Here is a 24,612-nt window from a genome sequence, read left to right as displayed (position 1 = left end):
ACCGGGCTCACCCCGGGTCCCGGGTCGAGTGCGCGCCGGACGTTCATGGACGGGACCCGTTAACCTCTCCCGTGTGCCTCCGCGTCCACACCGCTCGGCGAAATCCCGTGCGAAATCACCTTTTTGGCCGATTCTCGCCGCGATGCTCGCCGCTCTCCCGCTCCTGACCACCGCACCCGCCGCCGCGCAGGCGCCGGCCTGCCCGCACGTCGAGGCGCCTCCGCCGCCGGTGGACACCTCCGAGGTCCCGGCTCCCGGCCAACCCGCACCCGCCCCGGTGCCGGTCCCCGAGACGCCCGTGGGCGGGGACGCGATGGCCGGCTGCGAGCTGCGGACGGCCCCGGAGCGGCCCGGTCCGCCGCCGGACGTCGCCAACGCCGCCGCGGGCTGGGTGCTCGCCGACCTCGACACCGGTGAGGTCCTCGCGGCCAAGGACCCGCACGGCAGGCAGCGCCCGGCCTCCACCATCAAGGTGCTGACCGCGTTGACCGCGCTGCGCGAGCTCAAGCTCGACGACACCCTGGTCGCCACCCAGGAGGACGCCAACCAGGAGGGCACCCGGATCGGGCTGCAGCCCGGCCTGACCTACAGCGTCGGGCAGGTCTTCCAGGCGATGCTGATGGGCTCGGGCAACGACGCGGCGCACGCCCTGGCGGTGAAGATGGGCGGCGTCGACGTGGCGCTGCGGAAGATGAACGCGGTGGCCGCCGAGATCGGCGCGCTGGACACCCGCGCCGCCACACCGTCCGGACTGGACGGTGCCGGGATGAGCACCTCCGCCTACGACCTGGCCACGATCTTCCGGCTGGCGATGCGCGAACCCGCGTTCGCCCAGGCCATCGCCACGCCGATGATGGTGCTGCCCGGCGCCCCCGGGCAGCCGCCGTACGAGCTGTGGAGCGACAACCAGGTCCTGCGCAAGTACCCGGGCGGCCTGGGCGGCAAGACCGGGTTCACCGACGACGCCCGGCACACCTTCATCGGCTCCGCCCAGCGCGACGGGCGCCGCCTGGTGGCGGTGCTGGTGCGCGGCGAGAACCACCCGGTGCGGTTGTCGCACCAGGCGATGGCGCTGCTGGACTACGGCTTCTCGCTGCCGAGGGGCACCGCGGTGGGCGAGCTGGTGACGACCTCGCCGCGCGCCCCGGAGGCGGTGGCCCCAGCCGCCCGCGCCGACCTGCCGCCGCCGGGAGCCGACGGCGTCGGCGTCCGCGACTCGTCGTTCTTCGGCACGATCACCGGCCCACTGCTGCTGCTCGCCGCGGCGCTGGTCGCGGTGGCCGCGGCCGTGCTGCTGCGTCGTCGCCGAGCCCAGCTCGCCCAGGCCCGCCGCCAGGCCGCGGCGGAGTCCGCGGAGCACCCCTGAGCACCGTTGCCGTGGTCGACCGAGTGGCGGAGCCCGAGCGCCGCTAGGAGTCCCGGCGCCTGCCCAGCAGCCAGCCCGCGAGGGCGCCCGCGCCGAGGAGACCGGCGGTGGTGCGGGCGCCGGGCCGGCGGTGGAGGCGGACCGTCGGGCGGATGACGGCCGGTCCCGGGGCGGGCACCGCGGCCGCATCGCGGTTCTCCCGGGCGGAGGCCGTCCAGGCGGTCACGAACAGCACGAACCGCGACATCAGGTTGGCGAACACCAGCAGACCCAGGATCGGGCCGAACGCCGCCCCGGCGGGCGAGTTGGTGACCGTGTTCAGGTAGATCACGCCGACCTGCTTGAGGATCTCGAATCCCACCGCTGCGAACAGCCCGCCCCAGATGGCGCTGCGCAACGTCACGGGCTTGCGCGGCAGGCGCGCGAGCACCCACACGAACACCAGCCACCCGGCCAGCAGTGACAGCAGGACCGACAGCACCCGCAGCACCATCCCGGCGATCGCGCTGCGCTCGAACCCGGCGGCCTCCAGCAGGATCCGCCCGGCGCCGCCGCCGAGCGCGCTGATGCCGAACGAGAGCGCCATCGCCAGCCCGAGACCGAGCAGCGACACCAGGTCCGAGGCCATCCGCTTGAGCATCGGCTGGGCGCTGGGGATCTGCGTCCACTGGGCGGTCAGCGCCTCGCGCAGGTTCGTCATCCAGCCCAGACCGGAGTACAGGGCGGTGAGCAGGCCGATGATCCCGACCGCCCCGGCCTGCTCGATGGCCTGGTCGACGACCTTGTTGAGCATCTCGCTCATCGCCGGGCTGGGGACCGCCGAGGTGATCGACTGACGGAGGCTCGCCAGCAGGTCCGGGTTGCCGCCGAGCACGAAACCGGCCACCGCGAACCCGATCATCAGCAGCGGGACCAGGGCCAGCACGCTGAAGTAGGTGATCGCGGCGGCGTAGTAGTCGCCGTACTGCTTCTGGTAACCGGCGGCGGCGCGGACCAACCGGTCGAGCCACTCGTGCCGCCGACGCAACCGGGCCAGGCGCCCCTCCGGCTCCTGGTGACCCGGTCGCTCCTGCTGCTCCTGTTGCTCCGCCACGGTGCGCCTCCCACCCAACGGCGTTCCCCCGAACGGTGGCAGGCTACCGGCGGTTGATCACGTCAGCGCAACGGAGACAGGAATCCCACCCGTTCGAACACGGCCTGCAGGGTCTGCGCGGTGACCTCGCGGGCCTTGTCCGCGCCGCGCTGCAGGACCTTGTCCAGCTCGGCCGGGTCGTCGAGGTAGCCGTTGACCTTCTGCTGCAGCGGCGTCACGAACTCGACGACGACCTCGCCGAGCTCCTTCTTCAGGTCGCCGTAGCCGCGCCCGTCGTAGGCGGTTTCGAGCTCGGCGACGCTCTGGCCGGTCAGCGCCGAGTAGATCGCCAGCAGGTTGGAGATGCCGGGCTTGTTCTCGACGTCGTAGCGGATCTCGCGCTCGGTGTCGGTGACCGCCGAGCGGATCTTCTTCGCCGAGCGCTTGGGCTCCTCCATCAGCTCGATCACGCCGCTGGGCACCGACTTGCTCATCTTGGAGGTCGGGTCCTGCAGGTCGTAGATCTTGGCGGTGTCCTTCGGGATGTGCGCCGAGGGAACCGTGAAGGTCTCTCCGAAGCGGGAGTTGAAGCGCTGCGCGAGGTTGCGGGTGAGCTCCAGGTGCTGGCGCTGGTCCTCGCCGACCGGGACCGCGTCGGCCTGGTAGATCAGGATGTCGGCGGCCTGCAGGATCGGGTAGGTGAACAGGCCGACGCTGACGTGGTCGGCTTCCTGGCGGGCGGACTTGTCCTTGAACTGGGTCATCCGGCCCGCTTCGCCGAACCCGGCGATGCACTCCAGCACCCAGGACAGCTGGGCGTGCTCGGGGACGTGGCTCTGCACGAACAGCGCCGAGCGGTCGGGGTCGATGCCGAGGGCGAGCAGCTGGGCCGCCGACAGCCGGGTGCGCTGCCGGAGCAGCTCGGGGTCCTGCTCGACGGTGATCGCGTGCAGGTCGACGACGCTGTAGAAGCACTCGTAGGTGTCCTGCATGGTGACCCATTCCCGCAGGGCGCCGAGGTAGTTGCCGAGGTGGAAGGAGTCGGCCGTCGGCTGGATGCCGGACAGGACTCGGGGCCGCCGGCCCTCGGACCGGCCGCTGGTCTGGGTTGCGGGGCTGTCGCTGCTCACGAGTCCGATTCTCGCAAGAGCCGCCCCGCGCCCGGGACCGGGCTCAACCCTTGCGCTGGTTCTCCGGCTGGATCTTCTTCTTCCGGAAGACGCCGACGACCATGCCCGCGACGCCGAGCACGACGGCGCTGAGACCGACCGGGCCGAGCGAATCCATCGACGGCGCCGCCAGGACGGCGGCTTCGGACTGGGCTTCGGCGAGGCCCGCGGTCGCCGGCAGGAGCGCTGCCGCGACGGCACCGGGTGCGGAAACCCGCCCGATCACGCGAGATATTCGGCTACGCAAGAGCGTGCCTCCCTGCGAAAGTTGACCCTTTCGGGGGCCATCTACTCGTGTGGTCCGATGGCGGACAGTACCGACCGCCTGTTGCCATCGCGGTTGCCTTGCGTAAACCAACCACGACGGGGTGATCATATTTTCCGGACCTAAGTAGTTTTCCCCGGGTTGTTGATCACGGCTTTCGCAGGTGAGCGGTGGGGTCAGCGGCTCGCCGACCCCACCAAGCGTCACCGAGAGACCTGAATCTCACTCAAATGGAGCATTCAGGGCTTCAAACAGCGCTGATGCCGAGCTGCACCTGACCCACTCGCCCGTACGTCGTAGTGCGCTGCCGCGCGGTGCGGCCCGCGCGACCCGCGAGCTCGTGCAGCTCCTCGACGCTGCGCTCCGACCCGTGCTCGGACCCGGCCATCCGGCTGATGGTCTCCTCCATCAACGTCCCGCCGACGTCGTTGGCACCGCCGTTGAGGACCTCGGTGGTCCCGGAATCACCGAGCTTGACCCACGAGGTCTGCACGTTGTCGATCCGGCCGTGCAGCAGGACCCGGGCCATCGCGTGCACCGCCCGGTTGTCCCGCCGCGTCGGACCCGGCCGGGCCAGGCCCGCCAGGTAGATCGGGGCGTTGCGGTGCACGAACGGCAGCGGCACGAACTCGGTGAACCCGGCCTGTCCGTGCTCGCGCGCCCGGTCCTGCACCCCCGCCAGCGTGCGGAAGTGCCCCAGCCAGTGCTCCGGGTGGTCGACGTGGCCGTACATCATCGTCGACGACGACGGGATGCCCAGCCGGTGCGCCGTGCTGACCACCTCGATCCACTCGGCCGCGGGCAGCTTGCCCTTGGTCAGCACCCAGCGGACCTCGTCGTCGAGGATCTCGGCCGCGGTGCCCGGGATGCTGCCCAGACCGGCCTCCTTGAGCTCGGCGAGCCAGTCCTCGACCGACACGCCGGCCTTCGCCGAGGCGCTGACGATCTCCATCGGGCTGAACGCGTGGACGTGCATCTCCGGCACCCGCGCCCGCACCGCCCGCACCAGGTCGGCGTAGCCCGACACCGGCAGCCGCGGGTCGATGCCGCCCTGCACGCACACCTCGGTGGCCCCGGCCCGCCACGCCTCGTCGGCGCGCTCGGCGACCTCCTCCGGCGAGAGCCGGTAGGCGTCGGCGTCGCGCTCGCGCTGCGCGAAGGCGCAGAACCGGCAGCCGACGTAGCAGATGTTGGAGAAGTTGATGTTGCGGTTGACCACGTAGGTGATGTCGTCGCCGACGACCTCGCGGCGCAACCGGTCGGCGATCCCGGCGAGCTCGTCCATCGCCGCTCCGTCGCAGGTCATCAAGGCCATCGCGGCCTCGTGGTGCTGCTCCTCCAGCAGCACCGCCGGGTCCGACTCGGCCAGTCGCAGCCCCTGCTTGACGTCGGCGTCCAGCCGCTCCGGCGACGCGGCCGAGGGCACCTGGCCGCGCAGCTCGTCCCAGTCGCCGTAGACGGTGTCGAAGTCGGTGCGCCGGTCCTCGGTGCGGCCGTCGGTGTCGATGCTGCGGTGCAGGTCGGTGCGCCCGATCGACTCGAACCCGCCGTCGGGCTCCTGCCACTCCCTACCGGTGATCTCGGCGTCGGGATCGGCGAAGCCGTCGGCGTCCGACAGGGCGTCCACGTGCGAGGCCACCCGCAGGTCCAGCCACTGCGTGCTGTCCCCGGCCAGCCCCTTGCGCACGTAGCGCGGGTAGGCCGTGAGCCGCTCCCGCAGCGCGAACCCGGCCTGGCCGGTGAGCTCGTCGAGCTCGTCGATCTGCGGCCACGGGCGCTCCGGGTTGACGTGGTCCGGGGTCACCGGCGAGACGCCGCCCCAGTCGTCGATGCCGGCGCGCAGCATCAGCAGGTGCTCCTCGCCGACCAGGTTCGGCGGCGCCTGCACGCTCACCCCGGAGGGCATCAGCAGCCGGGCCACGGCGATCGTGGCGGCCAGGTCGTCCAGGTCGGCGTCGGGCATGCTGCGCATCGCCGTCTCCGGCTTCGCCCGGAAGTTCTGGACGATGATCTCCTGGATGTGCCCGTACTGGCGGGCGGACTGGCGCAGCGCCAGCAGCGACTCGGCGCGCTCGGTGCGGGTTTCGCCGATGCCGATGAGGATTCCGCTGGTGAACGGCACCGCGACGCGCCCGGCGTCGGTGAGGACCCGCTTGCGGACGGCGGGTTCCTTGTCCGGGCTGCCGAAGTGCGGGCCGCCCTTCTCGCTCCACAACCGCTCCGAGGTCGTCTCCAGCATCATCCCCATGCTGGCCGCGACCGGCTTGAGCCTGGTCAGCTCGGACCAGGACAGGACGCCCGGGTTGAGGTGCGGTAGCAGACCGGTCTCCTCCAGCACCGCGATCGCGCAGGCCCGGACGTAGTCCACTGTGGAGGAGTAGCCGCGCGCTTCGAGCCACTCGCGGGCGGCGGGCCAGCGCTCCTCGGGGCGGTCGCCCAGCGTGAACAGGGCTTCCTTGCAGCCCGCGGCCGCGCCCTGGCGGGCGATCTCCAGGACCTCGTCGCGCTCCAGGAACGCCGACTCGACCTTGTGCGGGACCGTGGCGAAAGTGCAGTAGTGGCACCGGTCCCGGCACAGCCTGGTCAGCGGGATGAACACGTTGCGGCTGTAGGTGACGACGTCCGGGTGGCCTTCGGCGACCAGGTGGGCATCGCGGGCCCTGCCCGCTGCGGTCAGGAGTTTGTCCAGGTCATCGCCGCGCGCGTGCAGCAGAACCGCGGCCTCGGTGGCGTCGAGGGTGACACCGTCGGTGGCGCGGCGCAGCGCGCGCCGCATCGCCGATGCGCTGGGGGTCTGTTCCGGCGGGGTGATGTTCAGATCTGCAACCGACACCTGACGACTCTAAGTCCGCTCGAAGTCGTTGCCCAGCCATCCCGCGAGTGCGCAGTCCCTCACTTTCGGCTATCGAATTGCTCCGTTGAGACCTACCGGGTGTCCCCGAATCAGGCGCAAAATCCGACGAATGCCACTGGGTGAACCAATTCTTCGTCTCCACGGGAGGGACAAGTTGTCACGCAGAAGTAGGAGTGGTCGTTCGCTGCGGATCGCGGGATCGGCCCTCGCCCTGACGTTGCTGCTGCCCGCAGGTCTGCTGGGTTCGGCGCCACAAGCGCCCGCGACCTCGGCCGTTCCGGCGCACTTCGTGGTCGTCGGCCCGGTCGGCGACGGGCTCGCGCGGACCGAGGACTCGGTGCGCGCCGTCGGCGGCACCGTCGTGCAGAGCTGGCCGCAGATCGGCGTGGTCGTCGCCAGCTCGCCCGATCCGGCGTTCGCCGCGACCGTCCGGGAGCAGCCGGGCGTGGAGCAGGCGGGCGCGAGCCGCAACCTCGCCGAGCAGCTGCCGCCGACCGAGTCCACCCGGCTGGAGACCCTCGAAGGCCACGCGAGCGGCGTCGGCGCCGCCGCGGTCGACGGGGACGAACCGCTGGAAGCCGACCAGTGGGACCTGCCGCAGATCAAGGCCGACCGGGCCCACGCGATCTCGCAGGGCAGCGAGGACATCACCGTCGGCGTCCTCGACTACGGCATCGACCCCGCTCACCCCGACCTGGCGCCGAACCTCGACGTGTCCCGCTCGGTGAGCTGCGTCGACGAGGGCGTGCCGGACCAGAACCAGGAGGCGTGGCAGCCGCAGGACCCGACGCAGGACCACGGCACGCACGTCTCGGGCACCATCGCCGCCGCGCGCAACGGCGTCGGCGTCGCCGGGGTCGCGCCGAACGTCACGCTGGCGTCGGTGCGGGTCATCGACGACGGCGGGTTCATCTACCCCGAGTACGCGATCTGCGGGTTCATCTGGGCCGCCGAGCACGACTTCGACGTCACCAACAACTCCTACTTCGTCGACCCGTGGTTCCTGTGGTGCGACAGCGACCCGGACCAGAGGGCCGCCGCCGAGGCGGTCCGCCGCGCCGTCGCCTACGCGCAGGGCCACGACGTGGTCAACGTGGTCTCGGCGGGCAACAGCAACTGGGACCTGTCGCAGCCGATCCACGACACCGAGAGCCCGAACAACGGCGGGCCGACCCAGGACCGGCACACCGGTCCGGAGTGCCACGTGCTGCCCGGTGAGCTGCCGGGCGTGGTGTCGGTGTCCGCGGTCGGCGTGAACGCGGTCAAGTCGTACTACTCCAACTACGGCCTCGGCTCGATCTCGGTGACCGCCCCGGGCGGCGACGCGAAGCAGATCCCGCAGACCCCGTCGGCCAACGGCCGGATCCTCTCCAGCGTCCCCGGCGGGGGTTGGGGCTGGATGCAGGGCACCTCCATGGCGGGCCCGCACGCCGCGGGCGTCGCCGCCCTCGTCCGCAGCACCCACCCGGACTGGACGGCCGAGCAGGTCATCGGCGCGATGAACGACCAGTCCGACCCGCTGCCCTGCCCGAAGGACTACGACGGGGACGGCGACGGCGTCGTCGACGCGGTCTGCGCCGGCGGCCCCACCGGAGCCGGCTTCTACGGCTCGGGCCTCATCGACGCCCTCGACGCAGTCACCCGATAAGGCCCTCAAGTCGAATACCGCAGTTCTCGCGCGGTCGGGAACTGCGGTGTTCGACGGGTCGAAAACCCCGGTTCTCATCTTGAGGGGCCCGGCGGTCCGTTCACCCGAAAGCGGCCGGCCCGAGGTCGGCGGCTCCGGTTGCCCGGTTCCGGTGGTGGCAGGACGCTTCGGGGGTGGGAGATTCCGAGAACTTCGTGATCGTCGGCGCGGGCATGGCCGGCGCGAAGTGCGCCGAGGCGCTGCGCGACCAGGGATTCGACGGGCGGATCACCCTGCTGGGCGATGAATCGCACCGCCCCTACGAGCGACCGCCGCTGTCCAAGGAGTACCTGATGGGCAGCGCCGAGTTCGACTCCGCCTACGTCCACCCCGAGTCCTGGTACGCCGACAACGACGTCGACCTGCGGCTGAACACCTCCGCGCGGCGCATCGACCGCTCGCTGCGCAGGCTGGAGCTCGCCGACGGGTCGCACCTCGACTTCGACAAGCTGATGCTGGCCACCGGCGCCCACCCGCGTTCCCTGCCGGTGCCGGGCCACGACGCCGACGGCGTCCTGCAGCTGCGCCGGGTCGGCGACTCCGACCGCATCAAGCAGGCCCTGTCCGGCATCGAGCACCTGGTGGTCGTCGGTGCGGGCTGGATCGGCCTGGAAGTCGCCGCAGCGGCCCGCGAGGCCGGGGTGGCGGTGACGGTCGTGGAGACCGCCGAGCTGCCGCTGCTGCGGGTGCTGGGCCGCGAGGTCGCGGAGGTCTTCGCCGCGCTGCACCGCGACCGGGGCGTGGCGTTCCGCTTCACCACCGCCGTCGACGAGATCCTCGCCCCGTCCGGCGAGGTCACCGGCGTCCGGCTCACCGACGGCCTGGAGATCGAGGCCCAGGCGGTGCTGGTCGCGGTCGGCGTCGACCCGGACGTGGAGCTGGCCGCCGAGGCGAAGCTGCGCGTGGACAACGGCGTGCTGGTCGACGCGACGCTGCGCACCGGAGACCCGAACATCGTCGCCGCCGGCGACGTGGCCAACGCCTTCCACCCGCTGCTGGGCAAGCAGATCCGCGTCGAGCACTGGGCCAACGCCCTGAACCAGCCCGCCGTGGCCGCCTCGTCGATGCTCGGCGGCGACACCACCTACTCCGAGCTCCCGTACTTCTTCACCGACCAGTACGACCTGGGCATGGAGTACCTGGGTCACGTGGACCCCGGCGGCTACGACGAGGTCCTGTTCCGCGGCGACGTCGAAGCCCGCGAGTTCATCGCCTTCTGGCTCGCCGAGGGCCGGGTCCGGGCAGCGATGAACGTCAACATCTGGGACGTCGGAGACCAGCTCAAAACGCTCATCACCTCGGCCACCACGATCGACCGCCGAGCCCTCGAAGACCCCTCGGTCCCCCTCAACGAACACATCGCCCGCTGACACCAAACCCAACGTCGTCAGGAGTCCAACAGCTTCCGCAACACGTCGGAAAGCGCGGGAAGCCTGTCGGTGAGCACTTGCCACACCAAGGCGTCGTCAACCGTGGCATAGCCGTGGATGAGGATGTTGCGGAAGGACACGATCCGAGCGAGATCCGGGATCTTCTCGGCAAGCTCTCGATCGACCTTCGACAGCTGGTTCAACGCCTCTCCGATGATCTCGAACTGCCGCTCGACAGCCGATCGCATCATCGCCTGAGCCTGGTAAGACGCGAAGTCCTCACCCTTGGTGAACTCACCGACCAGCTCTGCTGCCTGGAGCGCGTCCCAGAGATACGTCCGAACGTCACGCTGCATAGAGGAGTTCCCTGGTGTCCAGAACCTGCTGCTTGAAGTAGGGGTTGCGAATGCTCGACGCGCTCACGAGATCGACCGGGCGCCCGAGAATCCGCTCCAAACCCTCTTTCAGGTCGAAGTAGGTGCCGAAGTAGTCGAAGCCCGGACCGACCGCGAAGTCGACCAAGACATCAACGTCGCTGCTGTCGACGTCGAACGAGGTGCCGACCGCCGAACCGAAGAGGTCGAGGCGCCGCACGGACAGCGTCTGGCACAGCGCTTCGATCTCGTCACGCTTCGCCTCGATCAGCTCGTGCATGGTCAACACCTCCCGACCTCATTGTGCCTGATCACGGACACCGAGTCACTTCACTGCGCACCCTCCCACCCAACGTCAAGTGCCCACCCGGTTGAGTGTTGCGCACTCACAACATCCGTTGCGCCGTCGCTGAAAGTGGAGAACCGTTCTTCACAACACTCAACGACATGATCGCGAACGTTGACGACGAGCGTTGTCAGATCACAGTTTCTCGGGGTCTTCCAGGAATCGCGCGAACCCCGCGGTTCTCCCGGTGATCGTGAGCGGAATTCCACTTTCCGCCATGGGTTGCAGACCTTCTCGGACCGCGTCGTCGGGAGGCCCGTACACCTCGAAGCGCTCGACCTCGCAGTGCTCCGTGACGCCCCGGATGTAGGGGTCCGACAGCCGCCAGTGCTCCCGGATCGCGTCGGAGTTCCGGTAGAGCTGGAAGCTGTGGGCGAGCATCCGCTCCTCGTCGACGTGCACGTCCACCATCAGCTGCGGCCCGTGCACCTCGACGAACGCCACCGCCCTGCGCACGGCCTCGACGAACTCGTCCAGGTGCCCGGCGGCGATCTTCATGGTGTTGCGGAAGAGGATCGGCCCTTCGTCGGATGTCAGCATGCGACGAGTGTCGAACTTCGAGCTATCTGGAGGTCAAGCCCCGGCTGCGCAGGTCCGCACCGTGGCCGCGGAGCTCCTGATCAGAGGTCGTAGGTGACCGTGACCGGGGCGTGGTCGGACCAGCGCTGGTCGTAGCTCGGGGCGCGCTCGACGACGGCCGCGGTGGCGCGCTCGGCCAGACCGGGGGTGGCGACCTGGTAGTCGATCCGCCAGCCGGAGTCGTTGTCGAAGGCCTTGCCCCGGTAGGACCACCAGGAGTACGGGCCGGGGCCTTCGGGGTGGAGGCTGCGGACGACGTCGGTGTAACCGGACTCGAAGACCTCGGTCAGCCAGGCGCGCTCCTCCGGGAGGAAACCCGCGGACTTCTGGTTGGCCTTCCAGTTCTTCAGGTCGACCTCCTGGTGAGCGATGTTCCAGTCACCACAGACCACGACCTCGCGCCCGGCGGAGGTGGCGCGCTCCCGGAGTCCGGTGAGGTACTCGCCGAACTCCTTCATGAAGCGCTCCTTCTCGTCCTGCCGCGCGGTGCCGACCTCGCCGCTGGGCAGGTAGAGACTCGCGACCGTCACGCCGGGGAGGTCGAACTCCAGGTAGCGGCCGCTGTCGTCGAACTCGGCGGAGCCGAAACCGATGCGCACGTCCTCCGGTTCGGTGCGGCTGTAGATCGCCACGCCCGCGCGGCCCTTCGCCGAGCTCGGGGCCAGCGTCGCGTGCCAGCCCGCCGGCTCGCGCACCTCGGCGGTGAGCTGGTCGGGTTCGGCGCGCGTCTCCTGCATGCAGATCACGTCCGCACCGGTTCCGGCGAGCCACTCGACGAAACCTTTCTTCGCGGCGGCGCGCAAACCATTTACATTCACCGTTGACAAAGTCAGCACATCGACGAGCCTAACTACCGCCTTTCCTCCCGCGAACCGCCCCGCACGAGTGATTTCGGCCGCTGATCGACCCGCTCGGCGGATTCACCCGGATTCCAACACTCCGCAATCCGCTGATTTCGCGGGTTTGACCTGGGAAACCCCGATCGAGTCGGGGCGAGCTACTGGACCTTCGGCGGTATTCCACTAAGATCGCCTCCCGTAACGTTCCACACCTCCGACTCGACAACGGGTCGTAGAGCATGGAAAAACTCCTGCAGGAGGTCTTGCGTGGCCCCGGACAGCGCCACGGGAAGCGGCCCCACGGCCCGCCGTCTCGTGTTGGGCAGCCAGCTGCGCAGGTTGCGCGAGGCCAAGCAGATCTCCCGCGAGGACGCCGGTTACGCGATCCGCGGCTCCGGCTCGAAGATCAGCCGACTGGAGCTCGGCCGCGTCGGCTTCAAGGAGCGCGACGTCGCCGACCTGCTGACCCTCTACGGCGTCGCCGACGAGTCCGAGCGCGAGTCCTTTTTGGACCTGGTGCGCCGCTCCAACGAGCCGGGCTGGTGGAACCGCTACAACGACCTGATGGCCCCGTGGTTCCAGGACTTCGTGGGCCTGGAGGAGTCCGCCTCCCGGATCCAGACCTACGAGCTCCAGTTCATCCCGGGACTGCTGCAGACCGAGCGCTACGCCCGCGCCGTCGCCAGCCAGGGCCGCCCGGAGGCCGAGGACGAGGAGGTCGACCGCCGGGTCCGGCTGCGCATGCAGCGGCAGCGGATGTTCGCCCAGCCGAAGTCACCGCGCGTGTGGGCGGTGATCGACGAATCGGTGCTGCATCGCCCGATCGGCGGCAAGAGCGTGATGCGCGAGCAGATCGAGTCACTGCTCGACGCCACGAAGCTGCCGACCGTCACGCTGCAGGTGCTGCCGTTCGCGCTCGGCCGCTCCGCCGCCGAAGGCGCCTACACGATCCTGCGGTTCGCCGAGCCGGAGATCCCGGACATCGTCTACCTGGAACACCTCTGCGGAGCGTTGTACCTGGACAAACCCGAGGAGATCGAGGTCTACAGCAAGGTCAGCCACCGCCTCGCGGTGGACGCGCTGACCCCGGAGGGCACCCGCAAGATGCTGCAGGACCGCCTCCGAGAATTCTGAGCGAAACTCGGGAAATTCCCAGTTCATAGGCCGTTCGGTCGATCAAGAACCTACGTTCGCCATGCAACCGGCACCGAGTGCCGTCGTTCCGCGTACCCCCATCCGTGTGATCACGGTCTCAGTGATCTGCACGTGCATTCAACCGTGCATCTGCAACTGATACCTTCGGTGCACGATCAACTGCACGTGCAGATGATCCGTGCAAGACGAGAGTCGGGGAAGGGTGGGGTTCGGATGACGAACATCCAGAACGGCATGCCCGCGAAGCAGCTTCCCAACGCTGACTGGCGCAAGAGCCGGCACAGCGGAGCGGTGGGCAACTGCGTGGAGCTGGCACCGTTGGTCGACGGCGGGGTTGCCGTCAGAAACTCGCGCTACCCCGAGGGCCCGGCACTGGTCTACAGCAGGGACGAGATCGCAGCGTTCCTCAACGGAGCAAAGGACGGCGAGTTCGACGACCTGATCGTCTGACCGTCGCCACATGGTCTGAGCCCCTACGACGAACAACGGTGGCGCCATGAACGACATAACCAACGGCCTGCAAGCCCTGGTCGCCCGCGACTTCCAGTTCACGCATCCCCGCGATGCCAGCGGAAGCCTGGTCGCTGTGGTCGGAATCCGCGTGCACCGCGGCGTTTTCGACATCCTGCAGCTGTTCGGCGAGAACGACGCCGACGCCGCGCGCATCCCGGCCGACGAGCCGGACGTGCTCTTCCCCAGCCGCGTGCTGTGGCGGACCAACGGTCCCGCCCTCGACGTGATCAACGAACTCCTGGCGATGCCGGAACCGCTGCCGGAGAGCGGCGCGGAAGCCGCCGGCTGCTGGATCCCGACCCACGCCGGCCGGTCCCGCTGGCTCGCCGTCACGGCTTGATCCCGGTTCTCAGCAGGACCTGATTCGCGGTGGGCTCGTCCCACCCCGGGCCTGGTCCTGCTGCCGCGAAACCCCCGTCCGACGACCGGTGCGCGAACACCCCCCATCCCGCGCCGGTTCGGGCACCCCCGAGGGGTCGGGTTCCCGCGCATCGAGTCCCCCAGCGCGCGGGAACCCGACCTTCTTCTTGCGCAGTGCGAAAAAGGCGGCTGCTCCACCGCGGAAACGGTGGTGCAGCCGCCTTTTCAGCTCCCTCAGATGTCGAGCTTGAACGCCTGGGTGTCCATCGCGTGGTGATCGGCTTGGGTGGAATCGCTGGTGACCTGTTCTCGTTCGGTGAGCCGCAGGGTGCCGCTCTTGGACGGGGTCTGCTGGATCGCGACGACGAGGTGCGGCGCGGACTTCGGGCTGATGACGACGGTTCCGTCGTTGCGGCGCTTGACCGTCCAGGTCTGGGCGTCGTCGGCGGCGTCGCAGTCGGCGGTGCGCAGTTCGCCGCCGGCGCGCCCCGGTGCGGTCGCGCACTGGTGGTTCTGCCTGCTCTGGATGGTCATCGAGCCGTCGGGGCGCTTGGTGATGGCCCACAGGTCGGTCGCCCGGGGCTGCGGGACCGACTGGGGTGCCACGGCGGTGATCGCGGCGTCGGCGTCGGCGACGACCCAGCGGGACTGGTCCGCCACGTTGGTGATCTTGGTGATGAGCACGGAATCGGCCGAGGCCGGGAGCGCGGGCGCGACGGTCAGTGCCGCCAGCGCGCCGAGCGCACCCAGCGTCCAGCGAGCGCGTCTCATGATCGATCTCCTCCACTATGAAGGTTTTTCGGGGTTGGCGAACCCGTCCGGTTCGCCCGGAATCGATACTTACCAGCGCCTCCCGGGCCGGACGCGGCCAGTAATCACAACGGGCGAAGCCCGCTCGAGCCGAGGTGTTCACCCGCGCGACGGGTCCGATGAGTAGCCTGGCGGCTCGGTGTTCCCTAGGAGCTGCGGGGTTTTCGTGAGCGACTACCAGTACTACGAGTTCCTCGCGGTCGACCGGCCGTTGAGCGACGACGAGCAGACCGAGGTGCGGGCGCTCTCCGAGCTGGCCTCCGTCGACGAGACCTCGTTCGTCGCCGTCTACGAGCAGGGATCGTTCCGCGGCGACCCGGACGTGCTCGTCGAGTCCTACTACGACGCGCACCTGCACGTGACGGCCTGGAGCACCCGGCGGCTGATGCTGCGCGTCCCGCTGACCGCCCTCGACGACTCGCTGGCCGAGGAGTTCGAGGTCGCCGAGCGGGTGGAGGTCTGGAGCTCCGACGAGCACGTGGTGCTGGACCTGCTCAGCGAGGAGGAGGAACCGGCCGATCCGCCGGCGGACCACGAGGAGCTGCTGCCGGAGCTCGCCGCGGTGCGCGACGAGATCATCGACGGCGATCTGCGGGCGCTCTACCTGGCGTGGCTGGCCGGGTACGGCGCGTGGGAGCGCGACGAGTTCGCCTTCGACACCGACGCCGAGAACGAGCCCGAGCCGGTCGTGCCGCCGGGCCTGACCCAGCTCACCCCGGCTCAGCGGAAGCTGGCGGAGTTCCTGCGCCTCGACGACGACCTGCTGGCGGTCGCGGCCGAGAACAGCACCCCGCTGCAGGACGCCCTGGACCCGAAGGCCCTCGGCGCCTGGGTGACCGACCTCCCCTCCGCGGACAAGGACCTGTTGTTGCTGCAGGTGGCCCAGGGCCAGGCCACCGAGGCCCGCATCGAGCTCCTCCGCCGCTTCAACGGCGACAACGCCGTCGGCCGCCGCACCGTCGGCGAACTCCTCGACCAAGCCGCCCAACGCCGCTCCTGACCCCGAACCCCTCCCCACGTCGAAAACCGCAACATTCATCGCGCGAAAACCGGGGTTTTCGACGCGGTGACCGGTGCGATCTACGTCTCGGTGCTGTTGCCAGGTTGTTGCTACAGCAAGTGGGGAGTGCTTAACCTCGGACGGAGTGGTTCCGGTTGAGGGGGTTGTGCCGTGGTGCGGCAGGGCGGGGAGTACCAGGTCGGGGAGTACACGGTGCGGCGTGCCGCGCCCGACGACGTCGAGGGCGCGCGGTCGTTGATGCTCGACACGTTCTACCGGGAGATGGGGACCGGGTACGTGCCCGCGTTCCACGTGGACGTGATCGACCTGGAGCGGACCTACCTGCGCACTCCCGGTCAGGCGCTGTTCGTCGCCGAGCGCGGCGGCGAGGTCGTGGCCACCGGCGGTGTGCGCTCGGGCGGCCCGAAGAGCCCGCCGAACCCGCTGTGGTTGGCCGAGCACTACGCGCGCGGGGCGACCGCGCAGCTGGTGCGCACCTACGTGCGGCCCGCCCACCGCAGGCGGGGCCTGGCCCGGGCGCTGGTGGACCTGTGCTGCGAGTTCGCCGCCGAATCCGGCTACGACACCGCCTACCTGCACACCAATCCCGAGATCGACGGCGCCGAACCGTTCTGGCGGAGCCTCGCCAAGGAGGTCCTCGACGAACGCCCCGACGGCGAGCCCGTCGTCCACTTCGAGATCGCGCTCCCCCAGTCCCGCTCGTGACCGCCACCGACACCCGGCGCGGCCGCTGGTCGCTGCTGGCGCGGTTCGCGGTGCTGCCAGGGCTCGCCCGGTTGCTGCTGCTCACGCAGCTCGCCTTCAACATCGGCTTCTACCTGGTGGTGCCGTTCCTCGCCACGCACCTGGCCGACGACCTGGCGATGGCCGGGTGGGCCATCGGGATCGTGCTGGGCGTGCGGACGTTCAGCCAGCAGGGCATGTTCGCGCTCGGCGGGGCGCTGGCGGACCGCTTCGGCGTCCGGCCCACGGTGCTGGCGGGTTGCTCGGTGCGCATCGCGGGCTTCGTCGTGCTCGCCGCCGCGGGTGATTTCGCGACGGTGCTGATCGGGACGGTGCTGATCGGCTTCGCCGCGGCGCTGTTCTCCCCGGCCGTCGAGTCCGCGCTGGCCGTGCAGGGCACGGAGCTTGAGGAGCGCGGGATCATCACCCGCACCGAGCTGTTCGGGCTGTTCGCGGTGTGCGGCGAGGTCGGTGCGGTGACCGGGCCGCTGCTCGGGGCGGCGCTGCTCAGCGTCGACTTCGGGCTGACCTGCTCGGTGGCGGCCGCGGTGTTCGTGATCATCCTTCTCGCGCACGCGCGCTTCCTGCCGCGCGGCCCGCACGCCGAGCGGCGGCCGCTGCTGGCGGGGTGGGCCGACATCGCGCGCAACCGCACGTTCCTGGTCTTCGCCGCCGGTTACAGCGCCTACCTGCTCAGCTACAACCAGCTCTACCTGGCGCTGCCGGTGGAACTGGGCCGGTCGGGCGCGGAGTGGGCGCTGGGCTGGATGTTCGCGCTGGCCTCGGTGCTGGTGGTGTTCGGCCAGCTGCCGATGGCGGCGTGGGCCCGGACGCGGCTGGGCGCGCACCGTGCGCTGCCGCTGGGGTTCGGCCTGCTCAGCCTCTCCTTCGCCGCGGTCGCCGTGCTCTCGCCGTGGGCGCTGCCCGGTGGCCTGTCGCTGGTGCCCGCCGCGGTGTTCGTGGTGCTGCTGACCTGCGGGCAGATGCTCGCGGTGCCGGTGGCCCAGGACCTGGTGCCGCGGCTGGCCGGTGGCCGCAATCTCGGCTCGTACTACGGCTTCCTGGCCTCGGCCGGTGGTCTGGCGGTGCTGGTCGGCAGCGGTGTCGCGGGCGGGCTGCTCGACCTGGCCGCGCACCCGGGGCCGATGGCTCCGGTGCCGTGGGCGGCGCTGGCCGCGCTGCCCGCTGTGGGTGGCCTCACGCTGCTGGCACTCGCCAAGCGGTACAGGAATGAAAGTCGTTCTCATTAATCTGGGTGTTCCTGCACCCTAGGAGGTTCGTACCCGCATGCCCTCGCCCCACCGATTCGCTCGCGTCGTCGCGCTGTTAGCCGGTGCGCTCGTGCTCTCCGGCTGCTTCGCCGCCGCTCCCGGAGGCGGCGCGGAGAACCGGCTCGGCGTGGCGCTGTCGTTCCAGCCGGTCGCGAACCTCTCGCCCTACAGCGACGACGCGCTGCTGCTCACCAAGCTCGGCACCACCGAAACCCTCACTGTCCTCGACGCCGACGGCATGCCGCGCCCCGGCCTCGCCGAGAGCTGGGAGCAGACCGATCCGCGCACGCTGCGGCTGAACCTGCGCCCCGGCGTCACCTTCCACGACGGCACGCCGCTGACCGCCGAGAACGCGGCCGCGTCGATCAACCACGTCACCACCGCGACCACCCCGCCGCGGGCGATCAAGGGCGTGCAGCTGACGGCGAGTGCCGCGGGCGAGCGGACGTTGGAGATCACCACCGCCGCGCCGGACCCGATCCTGCCGCAGCGGCTCACCGCGCCCCAGCTGGCGATCCTCGCGCCGTCGGCCTACGCCGACCCGGCCGCGCCGAACCCGGTGCGCGCCGGAACCGGCCCCTACGCGCTGGATTCGGTGCAGGGCGCCTCCGGCGCGACGTTGAGCGCCAACCCCGGCTACTGGGGCGGGGCGCCGAAGACCGCCGGGATCGACGCGCGGTTCATCGCCGACGGCGCGAGCCGCGCGAACGCGCTGCGCGCGGGCGAGGTCGACGTGGTCGACACCGTGCCGGTCTCGCAGCTGCCGACCGTCTCCGGCAACGAGGTCCTCGACGTGCCGCTGCCCCGACTCGTCGGTGCGCACCTCAACACCCGCTCGGCGGTGTTCGCCGACCCGGCGACGCGCGCGGCGGCGCGGCAGGCCATCGACCCGACCGCCATCACCCAGGGCGTCTACGCAGGTCAGGCGGATCCCGCGCGGGGGCTGTTCGGGCCCGCGAGCCCGTGGGCCGGGGAGGCGCCGCGTCCCGCGACGGCACCGGGGGCGGCGCGCGGAACGATCCGCATCGCCACCTACGACGAGCGCCCCGAGCTGCCCGAGATCGCCTCGGTGGTGGCCGAGAACCTGCGCGCCGCCGGGTTCCAGGTGAGCGACGTGGTCGCGCAGGAGTACTCGACGATCGAGTCCGACCTGCTCTCCGGCACCTACGACGTGGTGATCGGGGCCCGCAACTACTCCGTCGACACCGGGGACCCGATCAGCTACCTGAGCAGCGACTGGACCTGCGACGGCGCCTACAACCTGTCGCGGCTGTGCGATCCGGCGATCGACGCCGCCGTCGACGCGGCCCGCTCCGCACCGATCGAGGAGCGCGAGCGCGCCGCGGTGCGCATCGCCGAGCAGGTCATCGGCACCGACGCGGTCGTGCCGATCGCGCACGAGCGGACCCGCATCGGCGTCGCTCCCGGCGTGCGCGGCGTGGCTCAGGACGGCTTCGACCACAGGCTGATCACGGCCGAAACCGCGCTCGGCGCATGAGGTTCCTGCGCTTCCCGCTCCTGGCCGCAGGAGCGGTGCTCGTTCCCGCGTTCGTGGTGGGCGCGCTGCCGTGGCTCAGCGGCGACGACCCGGCGCAGACGGTGCTGCGCGCCCGCTCCGCCGAGCAGGAGCTCGACCCGGCGGTGCTCGCCGCGATCCGCCGCGAGGCGGGGATTCCCGACGACCCGCTCACCGGTGCGCTGAGCTGGCTGGGCGGTGCGGTGCGCGGCGACTTCGGGCGTTCCTGGGTCAGCGGCGTGCCGGTGTCGGAGTCGGTCGGTCCGGCCATCGGTGTCTCGGTGACGCTGGCGCTGGTGGCCGCCCTGGTGGCGCTGGTGTGCGCGCTGCTGGTGCTCGCCCCGAGCCTTCGGCGGGCGGCGCGCGGCACCGGTGGGGTCGGGCGGGGCGCTGTGGCCGTCGGCGCGGTGCTGGCGGCGTTGCCCGAGTTCCTGCTGGCCGCGGGCCTTCTCGTGGTGGTGGCCGCGCACTGGCGGCTGGCGCCGACGTCGGGCTGGACGGGTCCGGCGAACATGCCGCTTCCCGCGCTGGCGCTGGGACTTCCGGCGGCCGGGGCGTTGAGCCGGGTGCTGGCCAGCGCGATCGACGGCGCGCTGTCGGAGCCGTGGGTGCGGGTGTGGCGGGCCAACGGCGTGCGCCGCCGAGTGGTGCTGCGGGCCGTGCTGCGCCGCGCGGTGGCGGTGACGCTGCCGCAGCTGGTGCTGCTGTTCGTCGGGCTGCTGGGGTCGGGCATCGTGGTCGAGACGGTCTTCGCGATCCCCGGGCTCGGGGCGACGGCGCTGCACGCGGTGCTGGCCCAGGACCTGCCGGTGGTGCAGGGCTGCGTGATCGTGCTCGCGCTGCTGGGACTGGCCTTCGGCGGGGTCGGGGTGCTCGCGCACCGGTGGATGCTGGGCCCGGCGCTGCGCGGCGCGGGACTGCCGCAGTCCACATCGGACTCCGGGGGGAGCGCGCGCTGGGCGCTGGCGGCGGCCGGGGTGTTGGCGGTGGCAGTGGTGGCCGGGCTGCTGCGGGACCCGAGCGCGATCTCGTTGACCGACCGGCTCGCGGCGCCGACGGCGGCGCACCCGTTCGGCACCGACGCGCTGGGCCGGGACCTGCTGGCCCGCTTCGGGCACGGCGCGCTGCTGAGCATCGGCGGATCACTCGTCATCGGCACGATCTCGCTGGTCATCGGGGTTGTCGTGGGCATGACGCGCGCTCGCGCCGGCGTGGCCGACGTGCTCAACGCGGTGCCGCCGGTGCTGGCCGGGATCGTGGTCGCCGCGGTCGCCGGGCCCGGGATGGCCGGTGCCGTGGTCGCGGTCGGCGCCGTGGCGTGGATCCCGCTGGCGGTGCACACGCGGACGCTGGTGGCCGAGGTCCGCGACGCGGGATTCGTCCGCGCCGCACGGGCTTCCGGCGCCGGACGCGCGCACGTCGCGCGCCGCCACCTGGTCCCGTCGGTGCTGCCGCCGGTGCTGCGCCACGCCCTGATCCGGTTGCCGCACAACGCCTTGGCCCTGGCGGGCCTCGGCTACCTCGGTCTCGCGGCCCCGCACGACTCCCCGGAGTGGGGCGCGATCCTCGCCCAGTCCCTGGACTACGCCGAGACCGCCCCCTGGGCGGTCGCCTTCCCCACCGCAGGCCTGACCCTCCTCGGCCTCACAGCAGCCCTCACCCCCCGCACACCCCGCTAACAACCCCACGAGTTCGAACGGCACCGAGGCCGCGGTGGAACTCCCCTCGCCAGTGGACAGTTTTAGTGAAAACTGTCCGGACAAAAGGGACATTGATCATGGACAGTTCTCACTAAAACTGTCCACTGTCGACCACGTGCGAGCACACGCCCGCCAGGCCCACCCCAGCCCGCGCTCCGCGCGAGGTGCCCTCGTGCCCGGGCGACGGAGCCGTCAGGCGCCGCGGACGAGGTGGTGGACTCTGGTGAGGACGTCGAGTTGGGCGGGGTTGTAGAGGTCGACGAGGGCTTTGCCCGCTGTCCGCCAGGCGTGCCGGGCGCCGCCCGGGGCGTCGGCGTCGAGGTCGCGCAGGCCGGGGTGCTTCTCGTAGAGACCTCGGGTGAGCTCGGCGAGGGTCTCGGCCACCGACTGCCGGGTGGCCTCGTCGGCGTCGGGGGCCATGTGGTCGAACTCCGGCAGCGTGGCCTCCTCGGCGGTGGTGCGCAGCATCTCCGCGTAGGTCTCCAGCGCTCGCGGCCCGACGACCCGGGACATGACGACGAGGAAGTTGCGGTCCGCCTCGGTCATCTCCACGTCGCCGGCGACCGGCCCGAGCTCGGGCGGCAGGTCGGTGGGTGCGGACTGGTTCAGCAGGAGGCCGAGTTCGACGCGGGCCCGCTGGAGTCGTTCGATGGTGGCGGCGAGTTCCGCGTCCAGTGCGCGCAGGGCTTCCTCCGGGTGCGTGTCGGCGTCGCCCATGGCGGCGATCTGGGACAGCGAGAAACCGAGGTCGACCAGGCGCTTGATGCGCAGCAGCCGCACCAGGTGGGCGACGCCGTACTGCTTGTAGCCGTTGGCCCGCCGTTCGGGCTCGTCGAGGAGCCCGACCTCGTGGTAGTGCCGGACCGCGCGCAGGCTCGTACCCGCCAGCTCGGCGATTTCACGGGTGCTCCAGGCCACCGGTCTCTCCTCGTCCCTCGTGGATTGCGGTTCCAGTGAAAACCGTGCCGCTGCGGCACGGTCAACCGTGACGCGCATCACCGCTCCAGGGTATTGAGCATGCCGCAGCGGCACGCCTTGGACTGGTTCCACCGACACCGACATGGGGGAACCACCATGAAACCCGCTCACCTCTCGGTCGAGAGCCTGTTCAGCGACCCGCACCGGCTCAAAGCCCGCATCTCGCCGGACGGCACCCGGATCGCCTTCCTCGCGCCGTGGAAGAACCGCCTCAACGTGTGGGTGCAGGACCTCGAACCCGGTTCCGAGCCGCTGTGCGTGACCGCCGACGAGACCCGCAGCGTCGAGAACTTCCACTGGGCCGACGACCCGCGCTGGCTGCTCTACCTGCAGGATTCCGGGGGCGACGAGAACTGGCACCTGCACCGCGCCGACGTCCACGCCCCGGGCGTGCCCGCGGTGGACCTGACGCCGTTCCCGGGAGCCCGGGTCGTCTCGGCGGAACCGTCGATCGGCCGGCCCGGCAAGCTCACCGTCCTGCTCAACGCGCGCACCCCGGCCGAGTTCGACCTGCACGAGCTCGACGTCGCCACCGGGGAGCTCACCCTGCTCGGCCGGAGTCCCGGGCTCGGCCGCAGCTGGTTCCAGGCTTCCGGTGAACTGCTCGTCACCGGTCTCACCGCCGACGGCGACCTCGAACTGCTGCGCCCCGATGCCGACGGCGAGCTGCACCGCGTCGTGCTGCTCCCGGGAGCCGACCACCCGGTGGGCCACCTGTCGCAGATGACGCCCGACGGCACCGGCATGTGGATCGGCTCGTACGAGGACGGCGACCGCTCGCGGCTGGTCCGCGTCGACCTGGCCACCGGCGAGCGGACCGAGGTCGACAGCCACCCGACGTTCGACCTGGACCCGATCCCGAAGGTGTTCCCGACCGCGCCCGCCACGTTCGTCCTCGACCGGCGCGGCGAGCTGCTGGGCGCCCGCTACCGGGGCGCGCGCCAGGAGATCCGCCCGATCGACCCGCACTTCGCCGAGGTGCTGGCCGAGCTGGAGAAGCTCTCCGACGGCGATGTGGGCGAGCTGTCGTCCGACTACGCCGGGCAGCGCTGGATCGTGTCGTTCCAGCACGACCGCGATCCGGGCGTGACCTGGTTCTACGACCACGCCACGGGCGAGAAGCGGTTGCTGTTCAAGCCCTACGAGCACCTCGACCCCGAGTCGCTGGCCCCGATGACGCCGGTGACGATCACCGCGCGCGACGGGCTGGAGCTGCCGTCGTACCTGACGCTGCCGGTCGGCGCGGAGCCCTCGGAGCTGCCGATGGTGCTGCTGGTGCACGGCGGGCCGTGGCACCGCGACCACTGGGGCTTCAACCCGCTGGTGCAGCTGCTGGCCAACCGCGGGTACGCGGTGCTGCAGGTCAACTTCCGGGGTTCGGACGGGTTCGGCAAGGCGCACATGCAGGCCGCGATCGGCGAGTTCGCGGGCAAGATGCACGACGACCTCATCGACGCCGTGGACTGGGCGATCGAGCGGGGCTACGCCGACCCGGACCGGGTGGCGATCATGGGCGGCTCGTACGGCGGCTACGCGGCGCTGGTCGGCGCCACTTTCACGCCCGACCGGTTCGCGGCCGTCGTCGACTACGTGGGCATCTCCGACCTGGCGAACTTCATGCGCACCCAGCCCGAGTTCGTCAAACCCGCCCTGATCACCAACTGGTTCCGCTACGTCGGCGACCCGGCCGATCCCGAGCAGGAGGCCGACATGCTGGCCCGCTCGCCGATCAGCCACGTCGACAAGATCCGCTCGCCGCTGCTGGTCGTGCAGGGCGCCAACGACGCCCGCGTCGTGCAGGGCGAATCCGACCTGATCGTCGAGGCGGCCCGCGCTCGCGGCCTCGACGTCGAATACCTGGTGTTCCCCGACGAGGGGCACGCCGTGGTCAACCCGGAGAACCGGGTGACCATGTTCCGCGCCGCCGACCGCTTCCTCGCCCGCCACATAGGAGATGCCCGATGACCGCGACCGAGAAGCCCACCGACGTGAAGCAGGCCCTGGTCGACGGCGTCGGCGGGCCGATGGGAATGCTCTACACCGCCCTGCCGGTGGTGGTGTTCGTGACCGCGGTCCCGTTCCTGCCGCTCATGGTGGCGATCGGCGTCGCCCTCGCGGCGGCGCTGGTGCTCACCGGTGTGCGGGTGCTGCGCGGGGAACGCCTCTCCTCGGCCCTGGGCGGCGTGATCGCCATCGCTGCGGCCGGCGGTGTCGCGGCGCTGACCGGGTCCGCGAAGGACTTCTTCCTCATCGGGATCTGGGCCAGCCTCGCCGGGGCGATCGTCATGCTCGTCTCGCTGCTGGTCGGACGACCGCTGACCGGCGTGATCTGGAACCTGCTGCACGGCGGCCAGAACGCGTGGCGGCAGGACCGCTCGGCCCTGCGCGCCCACTACCTCGCCTCGCTGGCGGTGACGGCGGTGTTCGCGGCCCGGTTCGTGGTCAAGGAGTACCTGTACCTCGCCGACTCCACGGGCTGGCTGGCCTTCGCCAAGATCGCGATGGGCACACCCCTCACCGCACTGGCGGCGCTGGTCGTCCTCTGGGCCTTCCGCCACACCACCAAGCGGTTCTGACCGAGCACACCTCCGAAACGAATTCGTTCCACCGGGAAACGCGGATTCCCTCGTGTGAAAGACCGCAT

23 protein-coding genes are annotated in these 24,612 nt (G+C 70.8%); 13 read left to right on the top strand and 10 right to left on the bottom strand.

Annotated elements, in window-relative coordinates; genetic code table 11:
- The first annotated feature begins 142 nt into the window (after nucleotides 1-142).
- A complete protein-coding gene (locus REH65_RS20805) occupies nucleotides 143-1,366 on the top strand; it encodes a D-alanyl-D-alanine carboxypeptidase family protein (RefSeq protein ID WP_406688747.1) in 1,224 nt (407 codons plus the stop codon).
- A gap of 43 nt (nucleotides 1,367-1,409) precedes the next feature.
- Here the strand turns inward: REH65_RS20805 and yhjD are convergent, their stop codons facing one another.
- The 4 genes from yhjD to REH65_RS20785 form a co-directional block, all read right to left on the bottom strand.
- Entirely contained in the window at nucleotides 1,410-2,459 is a 1,050-nt protein-coding gene (yhjD, locus tag REH65_RS20800) for an inner membrane protein YhjD (protein ID WP_406688746.1), read from the bottom strand.
- Between the two features lie 62 nt (nucleotides 2,460-2,521).
- Nucleotides 2,522-3,568: a tryptophan--tRNA ligase gene (gene trpS / locus REH65_RS20795; RefSeq protein WP_281455214.1), complete on the bottom strand. Its 1,047-nt coding sequence runs from the start codon at nucleotides 3,566-3,568 to the stop codon at nucleotides 2,522-2,524.
- A gap of 43 nt (nucleotides 3,569-3,611) precedes the next feature.
- Nucleotides 3,612-3,833: a hypothetical protein gene (locus REH65_RS20790; RefSeq protein WP_281455215.1), complete on the bottom strand. Its 222-nt coding sequence runs from the start codon at nucleotides 3,831-3,833 to the stop codon at nucleotides 3,612-3,614.
- Between the two features lie 286 nt (nucleotides 3,834-4,119).
- Complete coding sequence (locus tag REH65_RS20785; protein ID WP_406688745.1) at nucleotides 4,120-6,705, bottom strand: bifunctional FO biosynthesis protein CofGH; 2,586 nt, start codon at nucleotides 6,703-6,705, stop codon at nucleotides 4,120-4,122.
- A 175-nt stretch (nucleotides 6,706-6,880) separates the two neighbouring features.
- Between REH65_RS20785 and REH65_RS20780 the strand changes: the two genes are divergently transcribed.
- A complete protein-coding gene (locus REH65_RS20780) occupies nucleotides 6,881-8,374 on the top strand; it encodes a S8 family peptidase (RefSeq protein ID WP_406688744.1) in 1,494 nt (497 codons plus the stop codon).
- A gap of 173 nt (nucleotides 8,375-8,547) precedes the next feature.
- Entirely contained in the window at nucleotides 8,548-9,783 is a 1,236-nt protein-coding gene (locus tag REH65_RS20775; protein WP_406688743.1) for an NAD(P)/FAD-dependent oxidoreductase, read from the top strand.
- Nucleotides 9,784-9,800: 17 nt separating this feature from the next.
- On the opposite strand, the gene REH65_RS20770 is transcribed toward REH65_RS20775, so the two are convergent.
- The 4 genes from REH65_RS20770 to REH65_RS20755 all read right to left on the bottom strand — a co-directional run bounded on the left by REH65_RS20770 (nucleotide 9,801) and on the right by REH65_RS20755 (nucleotide 11,918).
- Nucleotides 9,801-10,139, bottom strand: coding sequence for a DUF86 domain-containing protein (locus REH65_RS20770; RefSeq protein ID WP_406688742.1), 339 nt, complete (start codon nucleotides 10,137-10,139; stop codon nucleotides 9,801-9,803).
- Nucleotides 10,129-10,437 carry a nucleotidyltransferase family protein gene (locus REH65_RS20765; protein WP_406688741.1) on the bottom strand — a complete coding sequence of 103 codons (309 nt, stop codon included), beginning with the start codon at nucleotides 10,435-10,437 and terminating at the stop codon, nucleotides 10,129-10,131. The genes REH65_RS20770 and REH65_RS20765 overlap by 11 nt, the downstream gene beginning before the upstream one ends.
- Before the next feature lie 201 nt (nucleotides 10,438-10,638).
- Nucleotides 10,639-11,043 (bottom strand): hypothetical protein, encoded by a 405-nt coding sequence (locus REH65_RS20760; RefSeq protein ID WP_406688740.1) that lies wholly within the window; start codon nucleotides 11,041-11,043, stop codon nucleotides 10,639-10,641.
- An 80-nt stretch (nucleotides 11,044-11,123) separates the two neighbouring features.
- Nucleotides 11,124-11,918, bottom strand: coding sequence for an exodeoxyribonuclease III (locus REH65_RS20755; protein ID WP_406688739.1), 795 nt, complete (start codon nucleotides 11,916-11,918; stop codon nucleotides 11,124-11,126).
- A gap of 270 nt (nucleotides 11,919-12,188) precedes the next feature.
- Here REH65_RS20755 and REH65_RS20750 point away from each other — a divergent pair, with 270 nt between their 5' ends.
- The 3 genes from REH65_RS20750 to REH65_RS20740 all read left to right on the top strand — a co-directional run bounded on the left by REH65_RS20750 (nucleotide 12,189) and on the right by REH65_RS20740 (nucleotide 13,929).
- Nucleotides 12,189-13,055 (top strand): helix-turn-helix transcriptional regulator, encoded by an 867-nt coding sequence (locus tag REH65_RS20750; RefSeq protein WP_281455223.1) that lies wholly within the window; start codon nucleotides 12,189-12,191, stop codon nucleotides 13,053-13,055.
- A 234-nt stretch (nucleotides 13,056-13,289) separates the two neighbouring features.
- Nucleotides 13,290-13,526: a DUF397 domain-containing protein gene (locus REH65_RS20745; protein ID WP_093413953.1), complete on the top strand. Its 237-nt coding sequence runs from the start codon at nucleotides 13,290-13,292 to the stop codon at nucleotides 13,524-13,526.
- Nucleotides 13,527-13,572: 46 nt separating this feature from the next.
- Nucleotides 13,573-13,929, top strand: a complete 357-nt coding sequence (locus REH65_RS20740) for a hypothetical protein (protein ID WP_281455224.1) — start codon at nucleotides 13,573-13,575, stop codon at nucleotides 13,927-13,929.
- 254 nt (nucleotides 13,930-14,183) lie between these two features.
- Here the strand turns inward: REH65_RS20740 and REH65_RS20735 are convergent, their stop codons facing one another.
- Nucleotides 14,184-14,720, bottom strand: a complete 537-nt coding sequence (locus tag REH65_RS20735; RefSeq protein ID WP_406688738.1) for an RICIN domain-containing protein — start codon at nucleotides 14,718-14,720, stop codon at nucleotides 14,184-14,186.
- Between the two features lie 205 nt (nucleotides 14,721-14,925).
- Between REH65_RS20735 and REH65_RS20730 the strand changes: the two genes are divergently transcribed.
- From REH65_RS20730 to REH65_RS20710, 5 genes are all read left to right on the top strand, one after another.
- Nucleotides 14,926-15,759: a hypothetical protein gene (locus tag REH65_RS20730; protein ID WP_406688737.1), complete on the top strand. Its 834-nt coding sequence runs from the start codon at nucleotides 14,926-14,928 to the stop codon at nucleotides 15,757-15,759.
- Nucleotides 15,760-15,930: 171 nt separating this feature from the next.
- A complete protein-coding gene (locus REH65_RS20725) occupies nucleotides 15,931-16,485 on the top strand; it encodes a GNAT family N-acetyltransferase (RefSeq protein WP_406688736.1) in 555 nt (184 codons plus the stop codon).
- Nucleotides 16,482-17,753 (top strand): MFS transporter, encoded by a 1,272-nt coding sequence (locus tag REH65_RS20720; protein ID WP_406688735.1) that lies wholly within the window; start codon nucleotides 16,482-16,484, stop codon nucleotides 17,751-17,753. Before REH65_RS20725 ends, REH65_RS20720 begins: the two co-directional genes overlap by 4 nt.
- A 37-nt stretch (nucleotides 17,754-17,790) precedes the next feature.
- On the top strand, nucleotides 17,791-19,272 hold the full coding sequence (locus tag REH65_RS20715; protein ID WP_406688734.1) for an ABC transporter substrate-binding protein: 1,482 nt from the start codon (nucleotides 17,791-17,793) through the stop codon (nucleotides 19,270-19,272).
- Nucleotides 19,269-20,969 (top strand): ABC transporter permease subunit, encoded by a 1,701-nt coding sequence (locus REH65_RS20710; RefSeq protein ID WP_406688733.1) that lies wholly within the window; start codon nucleotides 19,269-19,271, stop codon nucleotides 20,967-20,969. The genes REH65_RS20715 and REH65_RS20710 overlap by 4 nt, the downstream gene beginning before the upstream one ends.
- Nucleotides 20,970-21,182: 213 nt before the next feature.
- On the opposite strand, the gene REH65_RS20705 is transcribed toward REH65_RS20710, so the two are convergent.
- A complete protein-coding gene (locus REH65_RS20705; protein WP_406688732.1) occupies nucleotides 21,183-21,908 on the bottom strand; it encodes a MerR family transcriptional regulator in 726 nt (241 codons plus the stop codon).
- 156 nt (nucleotides 21,909-22,064) lie between these two features.
- On the opposite strand from REH65_RS20705, the gene REH65_RS20700 reads away from it, so the two are divergent.
- Together REH65_RS20700 and REH65_RS20695 are read left to right on the top strand one after the other, a co-directional pair.
- The gene (locus tag REH65_RS20700; RefSeq protein WP_406688731.1) at nucleotides 22,065-23,933 is read left to right on the top strand and encodes a S9 family peptidase; all 1,869 of its coding nucleotides are present in this window, start codon (nucleotides 22,065-22,067) and stop codon (nucleotides 23,931-23,933) included.
- Nucleotides 23,930-24,544: a DUF3159 domain-containing protein gene (locus REH65_RS20695; RefSeq protein ID WP_406688730.1), complete on the top strand. Its 615-nt coding sequence runs from the start codon at nucleotides 23,930-23,932 to the stop codon at nucleotides 24,542-24,544. Before REH65_RS20700 ends, REH65_RS20695 begins: the two co-directional genes overlap by 4 nt.
- Nucleotides 24,545-24,612 lie beyond the last annotated feature (68 nt).

The sequence above is a fragment of the Saccharopolyspora sp. ID03-671 genome (assembly GCF_045278815.1).
GTDB classification, from domain to species: domain Bacteria; phylum Actinomycetota; class Actinomycetes; order Mycobacteriales; family Pseudonocardiaceae; genus Saccharopolyspora; species Saccharopolyspora ipomoeae.
The sequence above is the reverse complement of the archived record's forward strand: the minus strand, read 5'-3'. Positions and strand labels throughout refer to the sequence as shown.

Coding starts and splice junctions, on each gene's coding strand:
- REH65_RS20805 (WP_406688747.1), top strand. CDS start 143: ATGCTCGCCGCTCTCCCGCTCCTGACCACCGCACCCGCCGCCGCGCAG.
- REH65_RS20770 (WP_406688742.1), bottom strand. CDS start 10,139: ATGCAGCGTGACGTTCGGACGTATCTCTGGGACGCGCTCCAGGCAGCA.
- REH65_RS20765 (WP_406688741.1), bottom strand. CDS start 10,437: ATGCACGAGCTGATCGAGGCGAAGCGTGACGAGATCGAAGCGCTGTGC.
- REH65_RS20760 (WP_406688740.1), bottom strand. CDS start 11,043: ATGCTGACATCCGACGAAGGGCCGATCCTCTTCCGCAACACCATGAAG.
- REH65_RS20745 (WP_093413953.1), top strand. CDS start 13,290: ATGACGAACATCCAGAACGGCATGCCCGCGAAGCAGCTTCCCAACGCT.
- REH65_RS20740 (WP_281455224.1), top strand. CDS start 13,573: ATGAACGACATAACCAACGGCCTGCAAGCCCTGGTCGCCCGCGACTTC.
- REH65_RS20735 (WP_406688738.1), bottom strand. CDS start 14,720: ATGAGACGCGCTCGCTGGACGCTGGGTGCGCTCGGCGCGCTGGCGGCA.
- REH65_RS20715 (WP_406688734.1), top strand. CDS start 17,791: ATGCCCTCGCCCCACCGATTCGCTCGCGTCGTCGCGCTGTTAGCCGGT.
- REH65_RS20710 (WP_406688733.1), top strand. CDS start 19,269: ATGAGGTTCCTGCGCTTCCCGCTCCTGGCCGCAGGAGCGGTGCTCGTT.
- REH65_RS20700 (WP_406688731.1), top strand. CDS start 22,065: ATGAAACCCGCTCACCTCTCGGTCGAGAGCCTGTTCAGCGACCCGCAC.
- REH65_RS20695 (WP_406688730.1), top strand. CDS start 23,930: ATGACCGCGACCGAGAAGCCCACCGACGTGAAGCAGGCCCTGGTCGAC.